This window comes from Aureimonas flava (assembly GCF_003583935.1).
In the GTDB taxonomy this organism is placed as follows: Bacteria; Pseudomonadota; Alphaproteobacteria; order Rhizobiales; family Rhizobiaceae; genus Aureimonas; species Aureimonas flava.
Genome location: NZ_QYRN01000006.1, coordinates 156,533 through 174,956, shown reverse-complemented (window position 1 = coordinate 174,956; position 18,424 = coordinate 156,533). Strand labels below are relative to the sequence as shown.

The 18,424-nt window shown below is 71.7% G+C and carries 14 protein-coding genes; 4 read left to right on the top strand and 10 right to left on the bottom strand.

All coding sequences use genetic code 11. The features are described 5' to 3' along the window. Positions 1–132 precede the first annotated feature (132 nt). From guaD to uraH, 10 genes are all read right to left on the bottom strand, one after another. Complete coding sequence (guaD, locus tag D3218_RS12615; protein ID WP_119540441.1) at positions 133–1,542, bottom strand: guanine deaminase; 1,410 nt, start codon at positions 1,540–1,542, stop codon at positions 133–135. 12 nt (positions 1,543–1,554) lie between these two features. Beyond that, complete coding sequence (locus tag D3218_RS12610; protein WP_119540440.1) at positions 1,555–2,823, bottom strand: urate hydroxylase PuuD; 1,269 nt, start codon at positions 2,821–2,823, stop codon at positions 1,555–1,557. Between the two features lie 203 nt (positions 2,824–3,026). Further along, positions 3,027–4,112, bottom strand: coding sequence for a BMP family ABC transporter substrate-binding protein (locus D3218_RS12605; RefSeq protein WP_210209674.1), 1,086 nt, complete (start codon positions 4,110–4,112; stop codon positions 3,027–3,029). Positions 4,113–4,140: 28 nt separating this feature from the next. After that, positions 4,141–5,064 carry an ABC transporter permease gene (locus tag D3218_RS12600; protein ID WP_119540439.1) on the bottom strand — a complete coding sequence of 308 codons (924 nt, stop codon included), beginning with the start codon at positions 5,062–5,064 and terminating at the stop codon, positions 4,141–4,143. Further along, positions 5,061–6,203 carry an ABC transporter permease gene (locus tag D3218_RS12595; RefSeq protein ID WP_425359309.1) on the bottom strand — a complete coding sequence of 381 codons (1,143 nt, stop codon included), beginning with the start codon at positions 6,201–6,203 and terminating at the stop codon, positions 5,061–5,063. The genes D3218_RS12600 and D3218_RS12595 overlap by 4 nt, the downstream gene beginning before the upstream one ends. Continuing rightward, positions 6,200–7,729, bottom strand: a complete 1,530-nt coding sequence (locus D3218_RS12590; RefSeq protein WP_119540437.1) for an ABC transporter ATP-binding protein — start codon at positions 7,727–7,729, stop codon at positions 6,200–6,202. The genes D3218_RS12595 and D3218_RS12590 overlap by 4 nt, the downstream gene beginning before the upstream one ends. Positions 7,730–7,774: 45 nt before the next feature. Continuing rightward, positions 7,775–8,602 (bottom strand): xanthine dehydrogenase accessory protein XdhC, encoded by an 828-nt coding sequence (gene xdhC / locus D3218_RS12585; protein WP_210209680.1) that lies wholly within the window; start codon positions 8,600–8,602, stop codon positions 7,775–7,777. Between the two features lie 5 nt (positions 8,603–8,607). Next, the gene (xdhB, locus tag D3218_RS12580) at positions 8,608–11,016 is read right to left on the bottom strand and encodes a xanthine dehydrogenase molybdopterin binding subunit (RefSeq protein ID WP_119540435.1); all 2,409 of its coding nucleotides are present in this window, start codon (positions 11,014–11,016) and stop codon (positions 8,608–8,610) included. Next, on the bottom strand, positions 11,016–12,455 hold the full coding sequence (xdhA, locus tag D3218_RS12575; RefSeq protein ID WP_168990503.1) for a xanthine dehydrogenase small subunit: 1,440 nt from the start codon (positions 12,453–12,455) through the stop codon (positions 11,016–11,018). Before xdhA ends, xdhB begins: the two co-directional genes overlap by 1 nt. Further along, positions 12,455–12,826 carry a hydroxyisourate hydrolase gene (gene uraH / locus D3218_RS12570; RefSeq protein ID WP_119540433.1) on the bottom strand — a complete coding sequence of 124 codons (372 nt, stop codon included), beginning with the start codon at positions 12,824–12,826 and terminating at the stop codon, positions 12,455–12,457. The genes xdhA and uraH overlap by 1 nt, the downstream gene beginning before the upstream one ends. Before the next feature lie 169 nt (positions 12,827–12,995). On the opposite strand from uraH, the gene puuE reads away from it, so the two are divergent. The 4 genes from puuE to D3218_RS12550 all read left to right on the top strand — a co-directional run bounded on the left by puuE (position 12,996) and on the right by D3218_RS12550 (position 18,419). Next, on the top strand, positions 12,996–14,435 hold the full coding sequence (gene puuE, locus D3218_RS12565) for an allantoinase PuuE (RefSeq protein WP_119540432.1): 1,440 nt from the start codon (positions 12,996–12,998) through the stop codon (positions 14,433–14,435). Further along, on the top strand, positions 14,432–14,929 hold the full coding sequence (locus tag D3218_RS12560) for an ureidoglycolate lyase (protein WP_119540431.1): 498 nt from the start codon (positions 14,432–14,434) through the stop codon (positions 14,927–14,929). The genes puuE and D3218_RS12560 overlap by 4 nt, the downstream gene beginning before the upstream one ends. Positions 14,930–15,041: 112 nt before the next feature. After that, positions 15,042–17,648 carry a membrane-bound PQQ-dependent dehydrogenase, glucose/quinate/shikimate family gene (locus D3218_RS12555; RefSeq protein ID WP_119540430.1) on the top strand — a complete coding sequence of 869 codons (2,607 nt, stop codon included), beginning with the start codon at positions 15,042–15,044 and terminating at the stop codon, positions 17,646–17,648. A gap of 12 nt (positions 17,649–17,660) precedes the next feature. Further along, positions 17,661–18,419 carry a class I SAM-dependent methyltransferase gene (locus D3218_RS12550; protein ID WP_119540429.1) on the top strand — a complete coding sequence of 253 codons (759 nt, stop codon included), beginning with the start codon at positions 17,661–17,663 and terminating at the stop codon, positions 18,417–18,419. Positions 18,420–18,424 lie beyond the last annotated feature (5 nt).

Below are 18,424 nucleotides of genomic sequence, written 5' to 3'. Positions count from 1 at the left end.
ACACTCCGCAACCATGTCCGCTTTCGCTGGAACTTGCCTGGATGCGGACCTTCTGCAAACCACCCATACGACCCGTCGGCGAACGTCGCCGGGTCAGCGCTTCGTGACCGAGGGCGACGACGGAACGGTCGGTCAGCGCGCCTGCGCCTCGCCGGCCGACGGGCCGCCGGGCGCAGGCCGCGTCGGCGGCTGGTCCAGCCGCGCCGGCAGGTCGCCCGTCCCGCCGCGCGCATGGACCCGACGCCCGGCGGCGTAGGTGGCCGCCACGCTGCGCTCGTCGCCCATGGTCATCAGCACGAAGAGCTCCTCCTCCAGCGTCTCCACCCGCTCCGCGCGCCGGCGCTGGGCCGGGGTGGCGTGCGTGTCGAGCACGGCGAAGTCGGCCTCGAAGCCGGGCGCCACGCGGCCGATCCGGTCCTCCATGCCGATCGCCTCGGCATTGCCGGCGGTCAGCATGTAGAAGGCCGCGTGGCCGCGCAGCTTCTGGCCCCGCAGCGCCAGCACCTTGTAGCCCTCGGCGGCGGTGGCGAGCATGGAATAGGACGTGCCGCCGCCGATGTCGGTGGCGATGCCGGTCTTGAGGCCGGCGGCCAGCGCCGCGTCCCGATCGAACAGGCCCGAGCCGAGGAAGAGGTTGGAGGTCGGGCAGAACACGGCGCTCGCCTGCGCCTCCGCCAGCGCGCCGCGCTCGCGCTCCGACAGGTGGATGCAGTGCCCGAACAGCGCCTTCGGACGCACGAGGCCGTACCGTTCGTAGACGGCGGTGTAGTCCCGCGCCCAGGGGAAGAGCTCGGCCACGAAGGCGATCTCGCCCTGGTTCTCGGAAAGATGCGTCTGGATGTGCAGGTCGGGATGGGCGGCCGCCAGGGCGCCCGCCGCCTCCAGCTGCGCCTCCGTCGAGGTCGGCGCGAAGCGCGGCGAGATCGCGAAGGCGAGGCGCCCCCGCCCGTGCCAGCGGCGGATCAGCTCCGCGGATTCGTCGTAGCCGCGCTGCGGCGTGTCGAGCAGCGCGGCCGGGGCGTTTCGGTCCATCATCACCTTGCCGCCCACCATGCGCAGCCCCTGCCGGTCCGCTTCCGCGAAGAAGCTGTCCGCCGACTGGGGATGGGAGGTGCAGAAGGCGACGGCCGTGGTGGTGCCGTTGCGCAGGAGCTCGGCCATCAGGAAGCGTGCGGCCGCGTTCGACACCGCCGGGTCGCCGTAGCGCGACTCTTCGGGGAAGGTGTATTTCGCCAGCCACTCCATCAGCTCCGTGCCGTAGGAGCCGATGACCTGGGTCTGCGGCATGTGGAGATGCGGGTCGATGAAGCCCGGCACCAGGAGATGCGGCCGGTGGTCGGCGACGGCCATGCGCGGGTCGAGACCCGCCAGCAGCTCGCCCGCCTCCCCCACCGCCTCGACCAGGCCGTCGCGGACCACCACGAGCCCGTCTTCGATGTAGCGGTGCGAGCCCTCGACGCCATGGATCAGCGGATGGGCGTGGTAGGTCAGAACGCGCGCGCGGATGGCCAGCGTGCCACCGGCCGTCGATGTCTCGGTCATGGTGTCAGCCCTTCAGCGCCGCCAGGTGCCGTCGCCCGATTCGATCCAGCGTGCCAACGCCAGCCGCTCCTCCGGCTCGAGGCCGGTGACGTTGCCGGGCGGCATGGCGTGGCTCCGCACCGCCTGTCGGTCGATCAGGGCGGCGTTGAGAACGATGTCGCGCCCCGTTTCCAGGAGGATCGCCTTGGGCGCGTGGCCGATGCCCGGCCAAAGGGGCGCGCGGGCGTGGCACATGGAGCAGCGCGACTGGACGATGCTCTCGGCCTCGGTGAACAGCGGCGAGCGGGCGAGCGCCACCTGCGGGTCCGCCGCGAAGTCGAGCCCGGCCTCGCTCGCCCCGGCCGGCTCGGCCTGGGTGCCCGGCGCGGCCCGCCAGCCCGGCGCGCCCGACAGGGTGATCACGGCGGCGAACAGCAGGCCGGCCACCGCCCAGCACCACCAGAGCTGCCGGCCCGTGCGATGCATCGTGTTGAAGAAGTGGCGCACCACGGCGCCGATCAGGAGCACGAGACCCGCGATCGCCCAGTTCCACTGCGTCGCGAAGGCGAGCGGATAGTGGTTCGAGAGCATCAGGAAGATGACAGGCAGCGTCAGGTAGTTGTTGTGGAGCGAGCGCTGCTTCGCCGCCGCGCCGAGGCGCGGGTCGGGCGTGCGCCCGGCCTTGAGGTCGGCCACCACGATCTTCTGGTTGGGGATGATGAGCATGGCGACGTTGGCGGTCATGATCGTCGCGATCATGGCGCCCGTGTGCAGCATGGCGCCGCGCCCGGAGAAGAGCTGGCTGAACACGAAGCTCGCCGCCACCACGTAGACGAACAGGACGCCGAGCAGCGCCGAATCGTTGGACTTCAGCGGCGACTTGCAGATGGCGTCGTACACCACCCAGCCGAGGCCAAGGCCCAGGATGCCGATCAGCGACGCGCCCCAGGCCGGCAGGTCGGCGACGGACGGGTCGATCAGGTAGAGGTCGGCGCCGATATAGTAGACCAGGAACAGGAGCGCGAAGCCGGACAGCCAGGTGAAGTAGCTCTCCCACTTGAACCAGGTGAGGTCCTCCGGCATGTGCGGCGGCGCGACCATGTATTTCTGGATGTGGTAGAAGCCGCCGCCGTGGACCTGCCACGCCTCGCCGCCGACGCCCACCAGCGGCGCGCCGCGCGGCTTGCGCAGGCCGAGGTCCAGCGCGATGAAGTAGAAGGACGATCCGATCCAGGCGATCGCGGTGACGACGTGCAGCCAGCGCACGCCGAATTGCAGCCATTCGGCGAAATAGGTCCACATGGGATGGCTCCCGAAGCGCCGCCCCCTTGTCGCGGACACTCCCAACGATGATCCGATGTGCCTTGGCGGCCCCTCGCCGTTCAGGAGACGGTGGGAGGGGCAGGCGTCTTGGGAAGGGCGCGGGCGCCCTTCGAAGGGTTCCAGGATGCAACACCGCGCGCGTGCCCGGCAAGGGGCAACGCGCGGCCGCGGTCACCGTCGGGTCAGTTGCGCACGCCCTCGACGTACCAGTCCATCTTCAGGAGGTCGGCATCCGGGATCACGGTGCCCGCCGCGATCTTCTCGGCGCCCGACTGGTCCTTGATCGGCCCGGTGAACACCTCGTAGGTGCCGGCCTTGGTCTCGTCCACGACCTTCTGCGCGGCGGCCTTCACGTCGGCGGGCATCTTGTCGTTGAAGGGCGCCATCTCGACCTCGCCCTCCTTCATGCCCAGCCAGACGTTGTCGGCCTTCCAGCTCCCGTCGATCACCGCGTTGACGCGGCTGACGTAGTAGGGGCCCCACTGGTCGACGATGGCGGTCATGTGGGCGTTGGGTGCGAAGCTCGTCATGTCCCAGGCCTGCCCGAAGGCGATCGCGCCGCGCTTCTCGGCCTCCTGCAGCGGGCCGGGGCTGTCGGTGTGCTGGGTGATGACGTCGGCGCCCTGGTCCAGGAGCGCGCCGGTGGCCTGCGCCTCCTTGGCCGGATCGTACCACGAGTTCACCCAGACGACCTGCGTCTCGAAGTTCGGGTTGACCTTGCGGGCCGCCAGCGTGAAGGCGTTGATGCCCATCACCACTTCGGGGATCGGGAACGAGGCGACGTAGCCGGCCTTGCCGGTCTTCGACATCATGCCGGCGATGGTGCCGAGCACCGCGCGGCCCTGGTAGAAGCGCGAGTTGTAGAGCCCCATGTTGGGCGCCTGCTGGTAGCCCGTCGCGTGCTCGAACTTCACGTTGGGGAACTGCTTGGCGACCTTGAGCGTCGGGTTCATGAAGCCGAACGACGTGGCGAAGACGATGTCGTTGCCGTCCTGCGCGAGCTGGCGGATGACGCGCTCGGCGTCCGGCCCCTCGGCGACGTTCTCCACGAAGCTCGTCTGCACCTTGTCGCCGAGCTTCTCCTCCAGGTACTTGCGTCCCTGGTCGTGGGCATAGGTCCAGCCGAAGTCGCCCACCGGGCCGACATAGACGAAGGCGGCCTTGACCGGGCGGTCGGCGACCTGCGCGAAGGCAGGCAGGCCGATGGCCGAGACGGCGACGATCGCGGCGCCCCCGAGGAGGACTTGGCGGCGGGTGAAGAGGCTCATGGGGCTCCTTGCAAGGGCATGGGTGTGGTCAGGCGGTTGCCCGGAACGGCTTGCCGAGGCAGGCCGGCGCGGCGTTCCGCGTCCGCGCGCTGCCCGAGATCAGGGCCAGAACCACGACGGTCGCGAGATAGGGAAGGCTGGTCAGGAACTCGGGCGCCACCAGCGACCAGCCGGCCGCCTTGGCCTGGAGCTCCAGCGTGATCACGGCGCCGAACAGGTAGGCGCCCAGGAGAAGGCGCCCCGGACGCCAGGAGGCGAAGACCACGAGCGCGATGGCGATCCAGCCTCGCCCCGCGGTCAGGCGCTCGGCCCACATCGGCGTCAGCACCAGCGAGTAGTAGGCGCCGGCCAGCCCCGCCATGGCGCCGCCGAACAGCACCGCGAGATAGCGCACCTTCAGGACCGGGTAGCCGATGGAATGGGCCGAGGCGTCGCTCTCCCCGACCGCGCGCAGGATCAGCCCGGCGCGCGAATGCCGAAGGAACCACCAGACGCCGAAGGTGAGCGCGAGCGACAGGTAGACGACCGGCGAATAGCCGAACAGGACCCGCCAGAGCGGATCCGCGGACAGCGAGGCGGGAAACACGGAGCCGAGCGTCGGCGTGGTGATGCCGACGAAGCCGGCGCCCGCCAGCGCCGAGACGCCGGTGCCGAAGATGGTGAGCGCGAGGCCCGTCGCGACCTGATTGGCCGTCAGCGTCAGCGTCAGCCAGGCGAAGATCAGGGACGATGCGGCGCCGGCCACGATCGCTGCCGCCGCGCCCGCCCAGGGCGAGCCGACCGTGACCGACACGGCGAAGCCGGTCACCGCGCCGATCAGCATCATGCCCTCGACGCCGAGATTGAGGACGCCCGACTTCTCGACCACCAGTTCGCCCAGCGCGGCGATCAGGATGGGCGTGGCGGACGCCACCACGGCCACCACGATGGCGACGATCAGCTCGGGGCTCATGCGGCGGCTCCCCGGCCGGAGCCCGGCTCGGGCGCGAGGGTCGGCACAGGCGCCGGGGCGACCGGCGCGGGCGCCGCCGCGCCGGAGCCGGTCAGCCGGTAGCGGACCAGGATGTCCACCGCGAGCAGGAAGAACAGCATCATCGCCTGGAACACGCCGATCGCGGCGGCCGGCAGGCCGATCGTGGTCTGCGCGCTCTCGCCGCCCACGTAGGTCAGCGCCAGGACCAGCGCGGCGAGCACGATGCCGACCGGGTGGAGGCGCCCGAGGAACGCGACGATGATCGCGGTGAAGCCGTATCCGACCGGGAAGCTCGGCACCATCTGGCCGAACGGGCCGGACGCCTCGAAGATGCCCGCAAGCCCAGCCATGGCGCCGCCGAGCAGCATGCACAGCCAGACCACGCGCGCCTCGCGGAAGCCGCCGTAGCGCGCGGCCTGCGGGCTGAGCCCGACGACCCGCACCTGGAACCCGGCCACCGTTCGGGCGATCAGGAACCAGACGGCGAGCGCCAGCGCCAGCGCCACGGGGATGCCGAGGTGGATCAGGGTGCCGGGCACCACGTAGGGCAAGGTCTGCGCCGACGAGAACATGGCCGTCTGCGGGAAGTTGAAGCCCATCGGGTCCTTCCAGGGCCCGCGCATGAGATAGTACAGGATCTGGATCGCGACGTAGTTCAGCATCAGCGAGGACAGGATCTCAGAGACGCCGAGCCGGTTGCGCAGCACGGCCGGGATCGCCGACCAGGCCATGCCGCCGGCGACGCCGGCGGCGATCATCGCCGGAAGGATCCAGAACCCGTCCATGTCGAGGGTCAGGAGCGCGACGCCGGTGCCGGCGAGGCCGCCGACGACGTACTGCCCCTCCGCGCCGATGTTCCAGACATTGGCGCGGAACCCCACCGACAGGCCGATGGCGATCGTGGCGAGCGGCGCCGCCTTCACCAGGAGGTCCTGCCAACGATAGGGGTTAAACAGCGGCGTCACGAAGATCTCGCGCGCCGCGCCGAGCCCGTCGTAGCCCAGGAGGGTGAAGACCAGGGTGCCGACCGCGAGCGTCAGCGCCACGGCCAGGACGGGCGTGGCGAACAGCATGCGTCGGCTCGGCTCGCGCCGGGGAACGAAGCGCAGGCCCATCAGGCGGCCTCGGCGCCGGCAGGCGGCTCGCCGTGGAGCCCGCCCATCAGCAGGCCGACCCGCTCGATCGAGATGCCTTCGACGTTCATCGCCTCCGACAGGCGGCCCTCGTTGAGCACGGCGATCCGGTCGCACAGCTCCAGGAGCTCGTCGAGATCCTGGCTCACCACCACGATGGCGGTCCCGCGCGAGGCGAGGTCGATCATCGCCTGGCGGATGAAGGAGGCGGCGCCCGCGTCGACGCCCCAGGTCGGCTGCGACACGACGAGGACCTCGGGCTCCTGGCCGATCTCGCGGCCCATGATGAACTTCTGAAGGTTGCCGCCCGACAGGCTGCCGGCCAGCGCCGCCTCGCCCGTCGCCTTCACGGAGAAGGCGGCGATGACGTCGCGCGCGTAGTCGCGCGCCGCCCGGACGCGGATCAGCCCCCGGCTGGCCAGCCCCTTGCGCGTGCGGGCGGACAGGATGGCGTTCTCGGCAAGCGACAGGGCCGGCACCGCGGCATGGCCGTTGCGCTCCTCCGGCACGGTGGCGAGGCCATGGCGACGGCGGTCCGAGACGCCAGCCCGCTCGACACGTGCGCCCTTGATCTCGATCGCGCCCGTCACGCCGTCCAGCTTCTCGCCGGACAGGACCTTGAGAAGCTCGTTCTGCCCGTTGCCGGCCACGCCCGCGATGCCGAGGATCTCGTAGGACCGAACCGTGAAGGACACGTCCTTGAGGCTGGTGCCGAAGGGCGGATCGCCCGGTACGCTGAGCCCCTCGACGCCGAGGCGAACGGCGCCGACATAGCCCTGCGCCTTCGGCTTCAGCGCCTTGAGCGAACCGCCGATCATCAGCTCGGCCATGGAGCGCGCGGTCTCCTCCCGCGGGTCGCAGGAGGCGACGACGCGGCCGCCGCGCAGAATGGTGGCGGAGGTGCACAGGGCTTTGATCTCGCCGAGCTTGTGCGAGATGTAGAGGATCGAGCAGCCCTCGGCCGCCAGTTGGCGCAGCACGCCGAACAGCGCCTCGACCTCCTGCGGGGTCAGGACGGAGGTCGGCTCGTCCATGATCAGGAGCTTCGGCCGGCCGAGCAGGGCGCGCACGATCTCGATGCGCTGGCGCTCGCCCACCGAAAGCGTATGCACCTCGCGATGCGGGTCGAGGCCGAGGCCGTAGGCCGCCATGACCTCGCGCACGCGCGCCTCGAGCTCGCGGCGCGGTGGCGGGTCGTCCATGCCGAGCGCGACGTTCTCGAGGACGGTCATCGCCTCGAACAGGCAGAAGTGCTGGAACACCATGCCGATGCCGAGGCCTCGCGCCTCGCGCGGGGAGCCGACGCGCACCGGCCGTCCGTCGAACAGCATCTGCCCCTCGTCGGCCTGCTGCACGCCGTAGATGATCTTGACCAGGGTCGACTTGCCCGCCCCGTTCTCGCCGAGCAGCGCGTGGATGCGACCGGGCTCGACGGAAAAGGACACGTCGTCGTTCGCCACGACGCCTGGGAAGCGCTTCGAAATGCCCTTCAGTTCAAGACGATGCGCCATGGAGCTCCGACCGGCGAGAAACCGGGATCCGTTATTGCACCGAGTTTACGCAGGCGCAAAGCCTGCGCAATCCTGGTTCATGTTTTGCCCAAGAAGTTGAACGACGAGCTCGGCCGCGACCATCGCGGCGATCACCGCCGGCCGCTTGTCGCGCACCGCCGAGCCGCCGATCGGCAGGACGAGCCGCCCGATCCGCTCCCCTTCCCCGCGCTCGGCCAGGAAGCGGCGGAACTTCTCGCGCTTGGTGGCCGAGCCGATCATGCCGACATAGGCCGCGTCCGCGCGCGCGAGCGCGGCCGCCGCGATCAGGAAGTCCAGCCCGTGGTCGTGGGTCATCACCACGAAGGCGGAGGCCGGCGGCGCGCCGGCGACCTCGGTCTCCGGCAGCGCGGCGCGGCGAGGCTCCACCCCGCCCGGCAGCTCGGCCAGGCGCTCGGCGCGCGTGTCGACCACCAGGGTGCGCAGCGGCAGGGGCTCCAGTGCGCGCGCGGTCGCCTGTCCGGTATGGCCGGCCCCGAAGAGATAGACGTGCGGCCAGGCGCGGCGCGCCGTCGCGTCCGCCCGCTCCAGCCGCTCCAGCATCGCCGACGTGCCCCGCTCGAGGCCGAGCACCACGCGCCCGCCGCAGCACTGGCCGATGGCGGGCCCGAGAGGGATGTCGAGCCGCCCCTCGCGCTCGCCCGCGGCCAGCATCCGGCGCGCCTCGGCGATGCCCTCCATTTCCAGCGCGCCGCCGCCCACCGTGCCGAACACGGCCCCGGCGGTCACCAGCATCGCCGCGCCAGGCTCGCGCGGGGTGGACCCCTCCGCACGCTCGACCCGCACCACGATCGCCGGCTCGCGGGCGGCCAGCGCGGCCCTGAGATCGGACAGCAAACTCAAGGCTCCCGCACCGCCCGCACGGCGGCGAGGATCCGCTCGGGCGTCGCGGGCGCGTCGAGCTCGGGAAAGCGCCGGCCCTCGCCGGCCGCCAGCACGGCGTCGCCGAGCGCCGAGAACACCGACAGCGCCAGCATGAAGGGCGGCTCGCCCACGGCCTTGGAGCGGAAGATCGTGGCGGCGGGGTTCCGGCCCCGGTCCCACAGGCGCACGCGCAGGTCGTCCGGCCGGTCGTTGGCGGTGGGGATCTTGTAGGTGGAGGGCGCGTGGGTGCGCAGCCGCCCGGCCTTGTCCCACCACAGCTCCTCCATGGTCAGCCAGCCCATGCCCTGGATGAAGCCGCCCTCGATCTGCCCGAGGTCTAGCGCGGGGTTCAGCGAGCGGCCGACGTCGTGCAGGATGTCGGCGCGCAGCAGCCGGTTCTCGCCGGTCAGCGTGTCGATCACCACCTCCGAGCAGGCCGCGCCGTAGGCGAAATAGTAGAAGGGCCTGCCGCTGGCGCTCTCGCGGTCGTAGGCGATGCCGGGCGTGGCGTAGAAGCCGGTGGACGACAGCGAGACGCGCGCGAGGTAGGCCTCGCCCACCAGGTCGCGGAAGCGCATCTCCTTCGTCCCCACCCGCACCCGGCCGGGCGCGAACTCCACCGCCTCGCGCGCCACGTCGTAGCGGCCGACGGCGTAGTCGATCAGCCGTTCCTTGATCGTGCGGGCGGCGGCCTGCGCGGCCATTCCGTTGAGGTCGGAGCCGGACGAGGCCGCCGTCGCGGAGGTGTTGGGCACCTTGGCGGTGGTGGTGGCGGTGATCTTCACGTCGGAGACGTCGATCTGGAACTCCTCGGCCACCACCTGGGCGACCTTGGTGAAGAGGCCCTGCCCCATCTCCGTGCCGCCGTGGTTGAGGTGGACCGAGCCGTCCTTGTAGACGTGGACCAGCGCGCCGGCCTGGTTGAGATGCGAGGTGGTGAAGGAGATGCCGAACTTCACCGGCGTCAGCGCCAGCCCCTTCTTGAGGACCGGGCTCGCCGCGTTGAAGGACGCCACCGCCGCGCGCCGCGCCCGGTAGTCGCTGGACGCCTCGAGCTCGTCCACGATCTCGGCGACGACGCAGTCCTCGACGGCCATGTGGTAGGGCGTCGTGCCGGGGGTGGGCGTGCCCATCGCGGCGTAGAAGTTGCGCTTCCTCACGTCCAGCGGATCGAGCCGGAGATCGAAGGCGATGCGGTCCATCGCCCGCTCGATCGCCACCATGCCCTGCGGCCCGCCGAAGCCCCGGAAGGCGGTGTTGGAGACGGTGTTGGTCTTCAGGCGCCGCGAACGGATGCGCACGGCCTTCAGGTCGTAGGCGTTGTCGGCATGGAACATCGCGCGGTCGGCGATGGCGCCGGACAGGTCCTTGGAATAGCCGCAGCGCACAGCCTGGAGGAACTCGGCGCCGAGGATGCGCCCCTCCCCGTCGTGGCCGACGCGGTAGTCGGTCCGCATCTCGTGCCGCTTGCCGGTCATCTCCATGTCGTCGTCGCGGTCGAGCCGGCACTTGGCCGGCCGTCCGGTCCGCACCGCCACCATCGCGCACACGGCGGCGAACAGCGCCGGCTGCGATTCCTTGCCGCCGAAGCCGCCGCCCATGCGGCGCACCTCGATCGTCACCGCGTTGTCGGGCCGTCCAAGCGCCTTGGCGACGTTGTGCTGCACCTCGGAAGGATGCTGCGTCGAGGAGCGCACCAGGACGTCGCCGTCCTCCCCCGGGATCGCATAGGCGATCTGGCCCTCCAGGTAGAAATGGTCCTGCCCACCGGTCTCCACGCGCCCGCGCACGACGTGCGGCGCCGCGTCGATCGCGCCGCCCGCGTCGCCGAGCCGCATCTCGTGGGCGGGAAGAAGGTCCTCGCCGGCCTCGTCGGCGGCCGCCAGCGCCTCATCGATCGAAAGCGCGGGGGCTGCCGCGTCCTCGTAGTCGACCCGCGCGAGCGCCGCGGCGCGGCGCGCGGTGCGAAGGTCGGGCGCGGCCACGGCGAAGATCGGCTGGCCGACGTAATGGACGTGGGTCTCCGCGAAGATCGGATCGTCGCCGAACACCGGAGAGTAGTCGTTGACGCCGGGCACGTCCCCCGCCCCCAGCGCGCAGACCACGCCCGGCGCCGCGCGTACGGACGCGAGGTCGATCCGCAGGATGCGCGCGTTGGCGCGCGGGCTCATGGCGATGAACACCTGCAGCGTGCCCGGCAGCTCGGGCTCGTCGTCGATGTAGCGCGCCTCGCCGGTGACGTGCTTGGGGCCGCTGTCGTGGTGGATCGGCTGGCCGACCCCGCCCTGGAGACGGGCACGCGGGGCGGGGCGCCGCTCGTCCGGCGCCGCCGCCGGGTCCAGCGTCCCCGCCTCGCCGCGGTCCTGGATGCGCGTCTCGTCCATCACGCGACCTCCCCGATGCGCGTCGGAACGCCCGCGAGCTGGAGGCGGAAGCGCTCCAGGCAGGCGGCCGCGGCCGCGAGGCGGTAGTCGGTGGTGGCGCGCATGTCGCTCAACGGCCGGAAGTCGCCGGCGAGGGCTTCGGTCGCGTCCCGCACCGCCGCCGCGTCGAAGGGCCGACCGACCAGCGCCGCTTCGGCGCCCGCGGCCCGCTTCGGCGTGCCCGCCATGCCGCCGAAGGCGAGCCGCGCGCTGGCGACGCGCCCGTCGGCGAAGCCGAGCTTGAACGCGGCCAGCACCGCCGAGATGTCGGAATCCATCCGCTTGGAGATCTTGGAGGCCGAGAACCGGTCGTCCGGCTTCAGGAGCGGCACCTCCACGGCGACCACGAACTCGCCCTCGCGGCGGTCCTGCCGGCCGTATTCCAGGAAATAGTCCTCCAGCGGCAGGCGGCGCACCGCCTCGCCCTGGCGCAGGTACAAGGTGGCGTCGAGCGCGATCAGGGCGGGGGGCAGGTCGCCGATCGGCGAGCCGTTGGCGATGTTGCCGCCCACCGTGCCGGCGTTGCGCACCTGGCAACCGGCGAAGCGGCGCATCACCTCGCCGAGGTCGGGATGCAGCTCGGCCAGCCGTGCGCGCGCCTCCGCATGGGTGACGGCGGCGCCGAAGAACAGGCTTTCCGGCCCTTCCTCGACGTGACGCAGGTCGTGGACGCGCGAGACGTCGATCATCGTCTCGAAGTCGCGGTGCTGCTTGGTGACCCAAAGCCCGACATCGGTGGCGCCGGCGACCAGCGTCGCGGCCGGATGGGCCGCATAGGTGTCGGCGAGCTCGTCGACATGCGAGGGCGCGAGCCATGCGGCGCCGCCCGCCTCGTAGCGAAAGACGCCCGCCCCCCGCAGCGCCGTCAGCGCCTCGGCGCGTGCCGCGTCCTCCCCCCGGGTGTCGGGCGTCGGGCACCCGGCGAGATCGAGCCCCGCGTCCACGATCGGGCCGTAGCCGGTGCAGCGGCAGAGATTGCCCGACACCGCGTCCTTCACGGACTGCCGGTCCGAGAGGGCGCCCATGCGCCAGCCGGCATAGAGCTGCATCGCGAAGCCGGGCGTGCAGAAGCCGCACTGGCTGGCGTGCCGCTCCACCATCGCCCGCTGCACGGGATGGAGCCCTTCGGCGGACGCGAGGTGCTCCACCGTCTCGACCGAACGGCCGTGCAGCGCCGGCAGGAACAGGATGCAGGCGTTCATGGAGCGGCGGCGCAGCCCGCCCGCTCCGTCCGGCTCCTCCACCAGCACCGTGCAGGCGCCGCAATCGCCCTCGGCGCAACCTTCCTTGGTGCCGGTGAGGCACTCGGTGCCGCGCAGGTACTGCAGGACGGTGGTGGTGGGCGCCAGTCCCTCCACGGCGCGCTCCTGCCCGTTCAGGATGAAGCGGATCGGCGCCATCAGCTTCCCCGATAGGTGGAATAGCCGAAGGGCGAGAGCAGCAGCGGCACGTGGTAGTGCCGGTCCTCCGAGATGCCGAAGCGGATCACCACGTCGTCCAGGAACTTCGGCTGGGCCGGGGCGACGCCCTGCGCGTCGAAATAGGGGCCGCAGAAGAAGGTGATCTCGTAGGTCCCGTGGCGGAACGCGGCGCCGTCCAGGAGCGGAGCGTCGCAGCGCCCGTCGTGGTTGGTGCGACCCTCGCCCGCCAGTTCCCGCCGGTCGCCCTCCAGCCGATGCAGGACGAGTTCCAGGTCGCGCGCGGGCACGCCGCGCGCCGTGTCCAGAACATGCGTCGTCAGCCGGCCGGAGCCGGGTTGCGTGTCAGCCATGGGGAGAGGATCCGTTCCGTTTTCGGGCATTCGACTGTCCAGTCTGCACCTGTTCGCGCGGCGACGTCCAGCGGAAAGGTTGGAGGCGTTCCACGCGCGACGCGCTTGGCAAGCGCCGCCCGGAGCGCGTATCGAGACGAACCGAACGCGACGAGCCGAGGCCAGCCCCATGACCACGCCCTACCCTCGCGACATGCGCGGCCACGGCCGCCACGCTCCCGATCCGCAATGGCCCAACCCCGGCGGGTCGGGCCCCGCCAAGATCTGCGTCCAGTTCGTGGTGAACTATGAGGAAGGCGGCGAGAACGCCGTGATCCACGGCGACAAGGCGTCGGAGGCCTTCCTGTCGGAGATCGTGGGCGCCGCGCCCTGGCCCGGCCAGCGCCACATGAACATGGAATCGATCTACGAGTACGGCGCGCGCGCCGGCTTCTGGCGGCTCTGGCGGCTGTTCACCGAGCGCGCCATGCCGGTGACGGTCTACGGCGTCGCCACCGCCCTGGAGCGCAGCCCCGAGCAGGTGGCGGCGATGCGGGAGGCCGGCTGGGAGATCGCCTCGCACGGCTTGAAATGGATCGACTACCGCGACCACGCCTGGGACGCCGAGCGCGCCGACATGGACGAGGCGCTGGCCCTCCACGAGGCGGTGACGGGCGAGGCGCCGCTCGGCTGGTACACCGGCCGCTCCTCCGAGCACACGCTGGAACTCGCCGCCGAACGCGACTTCCTCTACGTGTCCGACACCTATGCCGACGACCTGCCCTACTGGCAGGAAACGCGATCGAAGCCTCTTCTGGTCCTGCCCTACACGCTGGACTCCAACGACATGCGCTTCGCCACGCCGCAGGGGTTCAACACCGGCGAGCACTTCTTCTCCTACCTGAAGGACGCCTTCGACGCGCTCTACCAGGAGGGCGAGGCGGGCGCCGCCAAGATGCTCAATGTCGGCCTCCACTGCCGGCTCGCGGGGCGTCCCGGCCGCTCGGCGGCGCTGGCGCGCTTCCTCGACTACGTCCGGTCGAAGCCGGACGTCTGGGTGGCGACGCGCGCCGACATCGCCCGCCACTGGCGGGCGCGCTTCCCCTATCGCGAGACCATCGCCCCGAGCCGCATGGAGCGCTCCGTGTTCCTCGACCTGTTCGGCGGGATCTACGAGCATTCGCCGTTCCTGGCGCAGCGCGCCTACGACCGGGGCCTCGGCCGCGCGCACGACACGGCCGAAGGGCTCGCGGCGGCGCTCGCGGTGCAGTTCCGACGCGCGACGCGCGAGGAGCGGCTCGGGGTCCTGCGCGCCCATCCCGACCTCGCGGGCCGGCTCGCGCTGGCCGGAGAGCTGACGGCCGAATCCTCGGCCGAGCAGGCCTCGGTCGGGCTCGACCGGCTGACGCCCGACGAGCTCGCCCGCTTCACCGACCTCAACGCCCGCTACCAAGCCCGCTTCGGCTTCCCCTTCATCGTGGCCGTGCGCGGCCTCACGAAGGACGACGTCCTCGCCGCCTTCGAGGATCGGCTCGGCAACGACCAGGAGACCGAGATCCGCACCGCGTGCGCGCAGGTCGAGCGGATCGCCCGGCTGCGCCTCGACGCGATCCTCGGGTCCGGCGCATGAGCGCGCGCACCATCCGCCCCCGGCCGCTGACCGCCGAAGCCTTCCGGGCGTTCGGCGAGGTGATCGAGCCCGACAACTGCACCGAGATCCGCCTCATCAACAACGGCACCACGACCCGCTTCCACGATATCGCGCCGGTGGACGTTTCGGGCGGCGGCGGCCATGCGCTGATTTCGATCTTCCGCGGCAAGCCCTTCGCCCTGCCCTTCCGCGTCGAGATGCTGGAGCGCCATCCGTTGGGCAGCCAGGCCTTCATGCCGCTGGAGGGGCGGCCCTATCTCGTGGTGGTCGCACCCGACGCCGGCGGGCGGCCGGGCGAGCCGGCGGCCTTCCTGGCGAGCGGCTCGCAGGGCGTGTCCTACGCGCGCGGCACCTGGCACCATCCGCTGATCGCGCTGGACGAGCGATCCGACTTCCTGGTGGTCGACCGGGGCGGCTCGGGCAGCAACCTGGCGGAGTTCCTGCTGGACGAGCCGGTGCTGGTGGAGGGCTGACGCGCCGGGACGCTTGACGCCCGGCGGCCGCGCGACATGTCCGCCGTGCCCGGCCAGGGTTCCACGGCGTCGCACGGATGCCGGGCCCCGCGCCCCGGCGAAAGGACGCGCGATGCCGACGAGATCCTCCCGAACCTTCCTGCGCGTGATGACCTGGGTGGTCGGGCTCTGCGGCGTCGCCCTTCTCCTGGGCGGCGGCTGGCTCGTGGCGGTCGGCGGCTCGTTCTACTACGTGGTCGCCGCGCTCCTCTTCCTGACCACGGCCGTGCTCCTCCATCGCGGCCGCCCGGAGGCGCTCAGCGTCTTCGCCGTGCTCGTGGTCGGCACCCTGATCTGGGCGCTCTACGAGGTCGGCTTCGACTGGTGGCCGCTGGCCGCGCGCGGCGACGTGGTGTTCGTGATCGGCGCGCTGCTGCTCCTGCCGTGGGTGGCGCGCCCGCTTGCCCGCCGGACCGTGGCCGACGCGCTGGACGGGCGCGGGGCCGCCCTGTCGCCGGTGGCGGGGCACCGCGCCTTCCTGGCCGCCTCGCTGCTGGCGGCCGTCGCGGTCGCCGCCACGTCCTGGTTCACGGACCTCCATCGCATCCGGGGCGAACTGCCCGGCACGCGGCTCGGGGTCGGCGACGGCGGCGTCGCCGAGGGCGACTGGCTCGCCTACGGCCGCAGCCAGATGGGCCAGCGTTACTCGCCGCTCACCGACGTCACGCCGGACAACGTGTCCTCGCTCCAGGTCGCCTGGCATTTCGAGACCGGCGACGAGCCGCAGCCGGGCGATCCGGAGGAGACCACCTTCCAGGTCACGCCGCTCAAGATCGGCGAGCGCCTCTACCTCTGCACGCCGCACCAGAACGTCATCGCGCTCGACGCCACCACCGGCGCGCAGGTCTGGCGCTACGACCCCGTGATCCAGGGCGAGCTGGCACTCCAGCATCTCACCTGCCGGGGCCTGTCCTACCAGAGCGCCGAGGCGGCCGCGGCGGCCGCGCCGCAGGCCGCCGCACCGGCGGAGCCCGCCTCGCCCAGCCAGCCTGCGGCATCCACGGCGCCGCAGGGCACCGCGAGCGAGCTGGCCGCCGGCGGCGGGCTCACCGCCCCGCAGGAGGACGCGGCGACGCCCGGCGCCTCCGACGGCGCACCGGTGGACGAGACCGGCGGCAGTGCCGATCCCGGCCTGCCGGTGGCCGCCGCCAACGCCCGCACCGCCACCTGCGACGACAAGCTCTTCATGCCCACCGCCGACGGACGGATCGTGATCCTCGACCCCGAGACCGGCGCGGTCTGCGCCAACGCGGGCGGCGGCGACGGACAGATCGACCTCTGGGACCGCATGCCCAACGTCAATCCGGGCTCATACTATTCGACCTCTCCGGTGATCGTGGCCGGCAACAGCGTGATCGTCGGCGGCACGGTGCTCGACAACGTCTCCACCGCCGAGGCCTCAGGCGTGATCCGCGCCTTCGACATCACCACGGGCAACCTCCTGTGGAACTGGGATTCCGGCAAGCCGAACGACACGCAGCCGATCGGGGCCGGCGAGACCTACACGCCCAACAGCCCGAATTCCTGGTCGATCATGAGCGCCGACGAGGCGCTCGGCCTCGTCTACGTGCCGCTCGGCAACCAGCCACCGGACCAGTGGGGTGCCAACCGCTCGCCCGAGGTCGAGGCGTATTCCTCCTCGATCGTCGCGCTCGACATCCGCACCGGCCAGCCGCGCTGGCACTTCCAGACCGTGCACCACGACCTGTGGGACTACGACGTGCCCGCGCAGCCGAGCCTGATCGATCTTCCGATCGGCGACGAGATCGTGCCCGCGCTGGTGCAGCCGACCAAGCAGGGCGAGATCTTCGTGCTCGACCGGCGCACCGGCGAGCCGGTCATGCCCGTGGTCGAGCGGCGCGCGCCGGGCGGCGCCGTCCTCCCCGACCGCGCGGCCCCGACGCAGCCGAAATCGGCGATCTCCTTCGATCCGCCCCCCTTGCGCGAGCGCGACATGTGGGGCGCCACGATGTTCGACCAGCTCGCCTGCCGCATCGCCTTCCACGGGCTGGCGTACGGCGGCCGGTTCACCCCGCCGTCGCTGGACGGGTCGCTGATCTATCCGGGTAATTTCGGCGTCTTCAACTGGGGCTCGGTGGCGGTGGACCCGGCGCGCGGCGTGATGTTCGCGACGCCGACCTACCTCGCCTTCACCTCGCGCCTCGTGCCCCGGCCCGACAGCCGGACCCTGGTGGTGAACGACAGTCAGCCCCAGGGCGCGCTGCCCGCCCTGAACGAGAACTTCGGCGCGCCCTACGCGATCGAGCTCGGCCCCTTCACCTCGGCGCTCGGCCTGCCCTGCCAGCAGCCGCCCTGGGGCTATGTCGCGGGCGTCGACCTGACGACCGGCGAGACCGCGTGGATGCACAAGAACGGCACGACGCGGGATGCCTCGCCGATCCCGCTGCCGTTCCGTATGGGCGTGCCCAATCTCGGCGGTCCGATGATGACGGCCGGCGGCGTGGCGTTCCTGTCGGGCACGATCGACGACTACGTGCGCGGCTACGACGTGACCACGGGCGAGGAGCTCTGGAAGGCGCGTCTGCCGGCCGGCGGCCAGGCGACGCCGATGACCTATCGCGGCGCCGACGGGCGACAGTACGTTCTGGTGGTCGCGGGCGGCCACGGATCGCTCGGCACCAAGCGCGGCGATTCGGTGATCGCCTACGCGCTGCCCTGAGCGCGGCCTTCGATGAGCGTGCACCGCGCGGCCGGCGAGGGGTTCAACCGGACCGCGGACACCTACATGCGCGGCCGCCCGGACTATCCGCCGGCGTTGGACGAATGGCTCGCCGCCTCGCTCGGGCCGGGTCGCATCGCGGCGGAGATCGGGGCGGGCACGGGCAAGTTCACCCCGCATCTGGCGCGAACGGGCTGCGAGGTCGTCGCGGTGGAGCCGGTGGAGGCGATGCGCGCGGCGTTCTGCGCACATCACCCCGGCATCCGCGCGATCGAGGCGGTGGCGGCCGACCTTCCCTTCCCGGATGGCTCGATCGACGCCGTGTGCTGCGCGCAGTCCTTCCACTGGTTCGCGACGCCGGAGGCGATGGGCGAGTTCCGACGGGTGCTGAAGCCCGGCGGTTCGCTTCTGCTGGTCTGGAACGTGCGGGACGAGACGGTGCCGTGGGTACGCGCGCTCGGCGAAGTGGTCGACGCGTGGGCCGACGACGCGCCGCGCTACGGATCGGGCGCGTGGCGGGCGATGTTCCCGGCGCACGGGTTCGCGCCGCTCGAGGAAACGCGTTTCGCCCACGCGCATCGCGGCGCGGCCGAGCACGTGATCCTCGACCGGTTCCTGTCGGTGAGCTTCGTCGCCGCGCTGCCGGCGCCGGAGCGCGAGACGGTCGCAGACCGCCTCCAGGCCGTGATCGACGCGACCCCGGATCTCGCGGGCAAGAGCGAGGTGACGATGCCCTACGTCACCAGCGCCTTTCGCTGCCGGCGCCTCTAGCGTTT

Excerpts from the sequence above, each read along its gene's own strand:
- puuE (WP_119540432.1), top strand. The coding sequence starts at position 12,996 with ATGACCACGCCCTACCCTCGCGACATGCGCGGCCACGGCCGCCACGCT.
- D3218_RS12610 (WP_119540440.1), bottom strand. The coding sequence starts at position 2,823 with ATGTGGACCTATTTCGCCGAATGGCTGCAATTCGGCGTGCGCTGGCTG.
- xdhB (WP_119540435.1), bottom strand. The coding sequence starts at position 11,016 with ATGGACGAGACGCGCATCCAGGACCGCGGCGAGGCGGGGACGCTGGAC.
- D3218_RS12555 (WP_119540430.1), top strand. The coding sequence starts at position 15,042 with ATGCCGACGAGATCCTCCCGAACCTTCCTGCGCGTGATGACCTGGGTG.
- D3218_RS12600 (WP_119540439.1), bottom strand. The coding sequence starts at position 5,064 with ATGAGCCCCGAGCTGATCGTCGCCATCGTGGTGGCCGTGGTGGCGTCC.
- D3218_RS12550 (WP_119540429.1), top strand. The coding sequence starts at position 17,661 with ATGAGCGTGCACCGCGCGGCCGGCGAGGGGTTCAACCGGACCGCGGAC.
- D3218_RS12590 (WP_119540437.1), bottom strand. The coding sequence starts at position 7,729 with ATGGCGCATCGTCTTGAACTGAAGGGCATTTCGAAGCGCTTCCCAGGC.
- D3218_RS12560 (WP_119540431.1), top strand. The coding sequence starts at position 14,432 with ATGAGCGCGCGCACCATCCGCCCCCGGCCGCTGACCGCCGAAGCCTTC.
- guaD (WP_119540441.1), bottom strand. The coding sequence starts at position 1,542 with ATGACCGAGACATCGACGGCCGGTGGCACGCTGGCCATCCGCGCGCGC.
- xdhA (WP_168990503.1), bottom strand. The coding sequence starts at position 12,455 with ATGGCGCCGATCCGCTTCATCCTGAACGGGCAGGAGCGCGCCGTGGAG.
- D3218_RS12605 (WP_210209674.1), bottom strand. The coding sequence starts at position 4,112 with ATGAGCCTCTTCACCCGCCGCCAAGTCCTCCTCGGGGGCGCCGCGATC.
- uraH (WP_119540433.1), bottom strand. The coding sequence starts at position 12,826 with ATGGCTGACACGCAACCCGGCTCCGGCCGGCTGACGACGCATGTTCTG.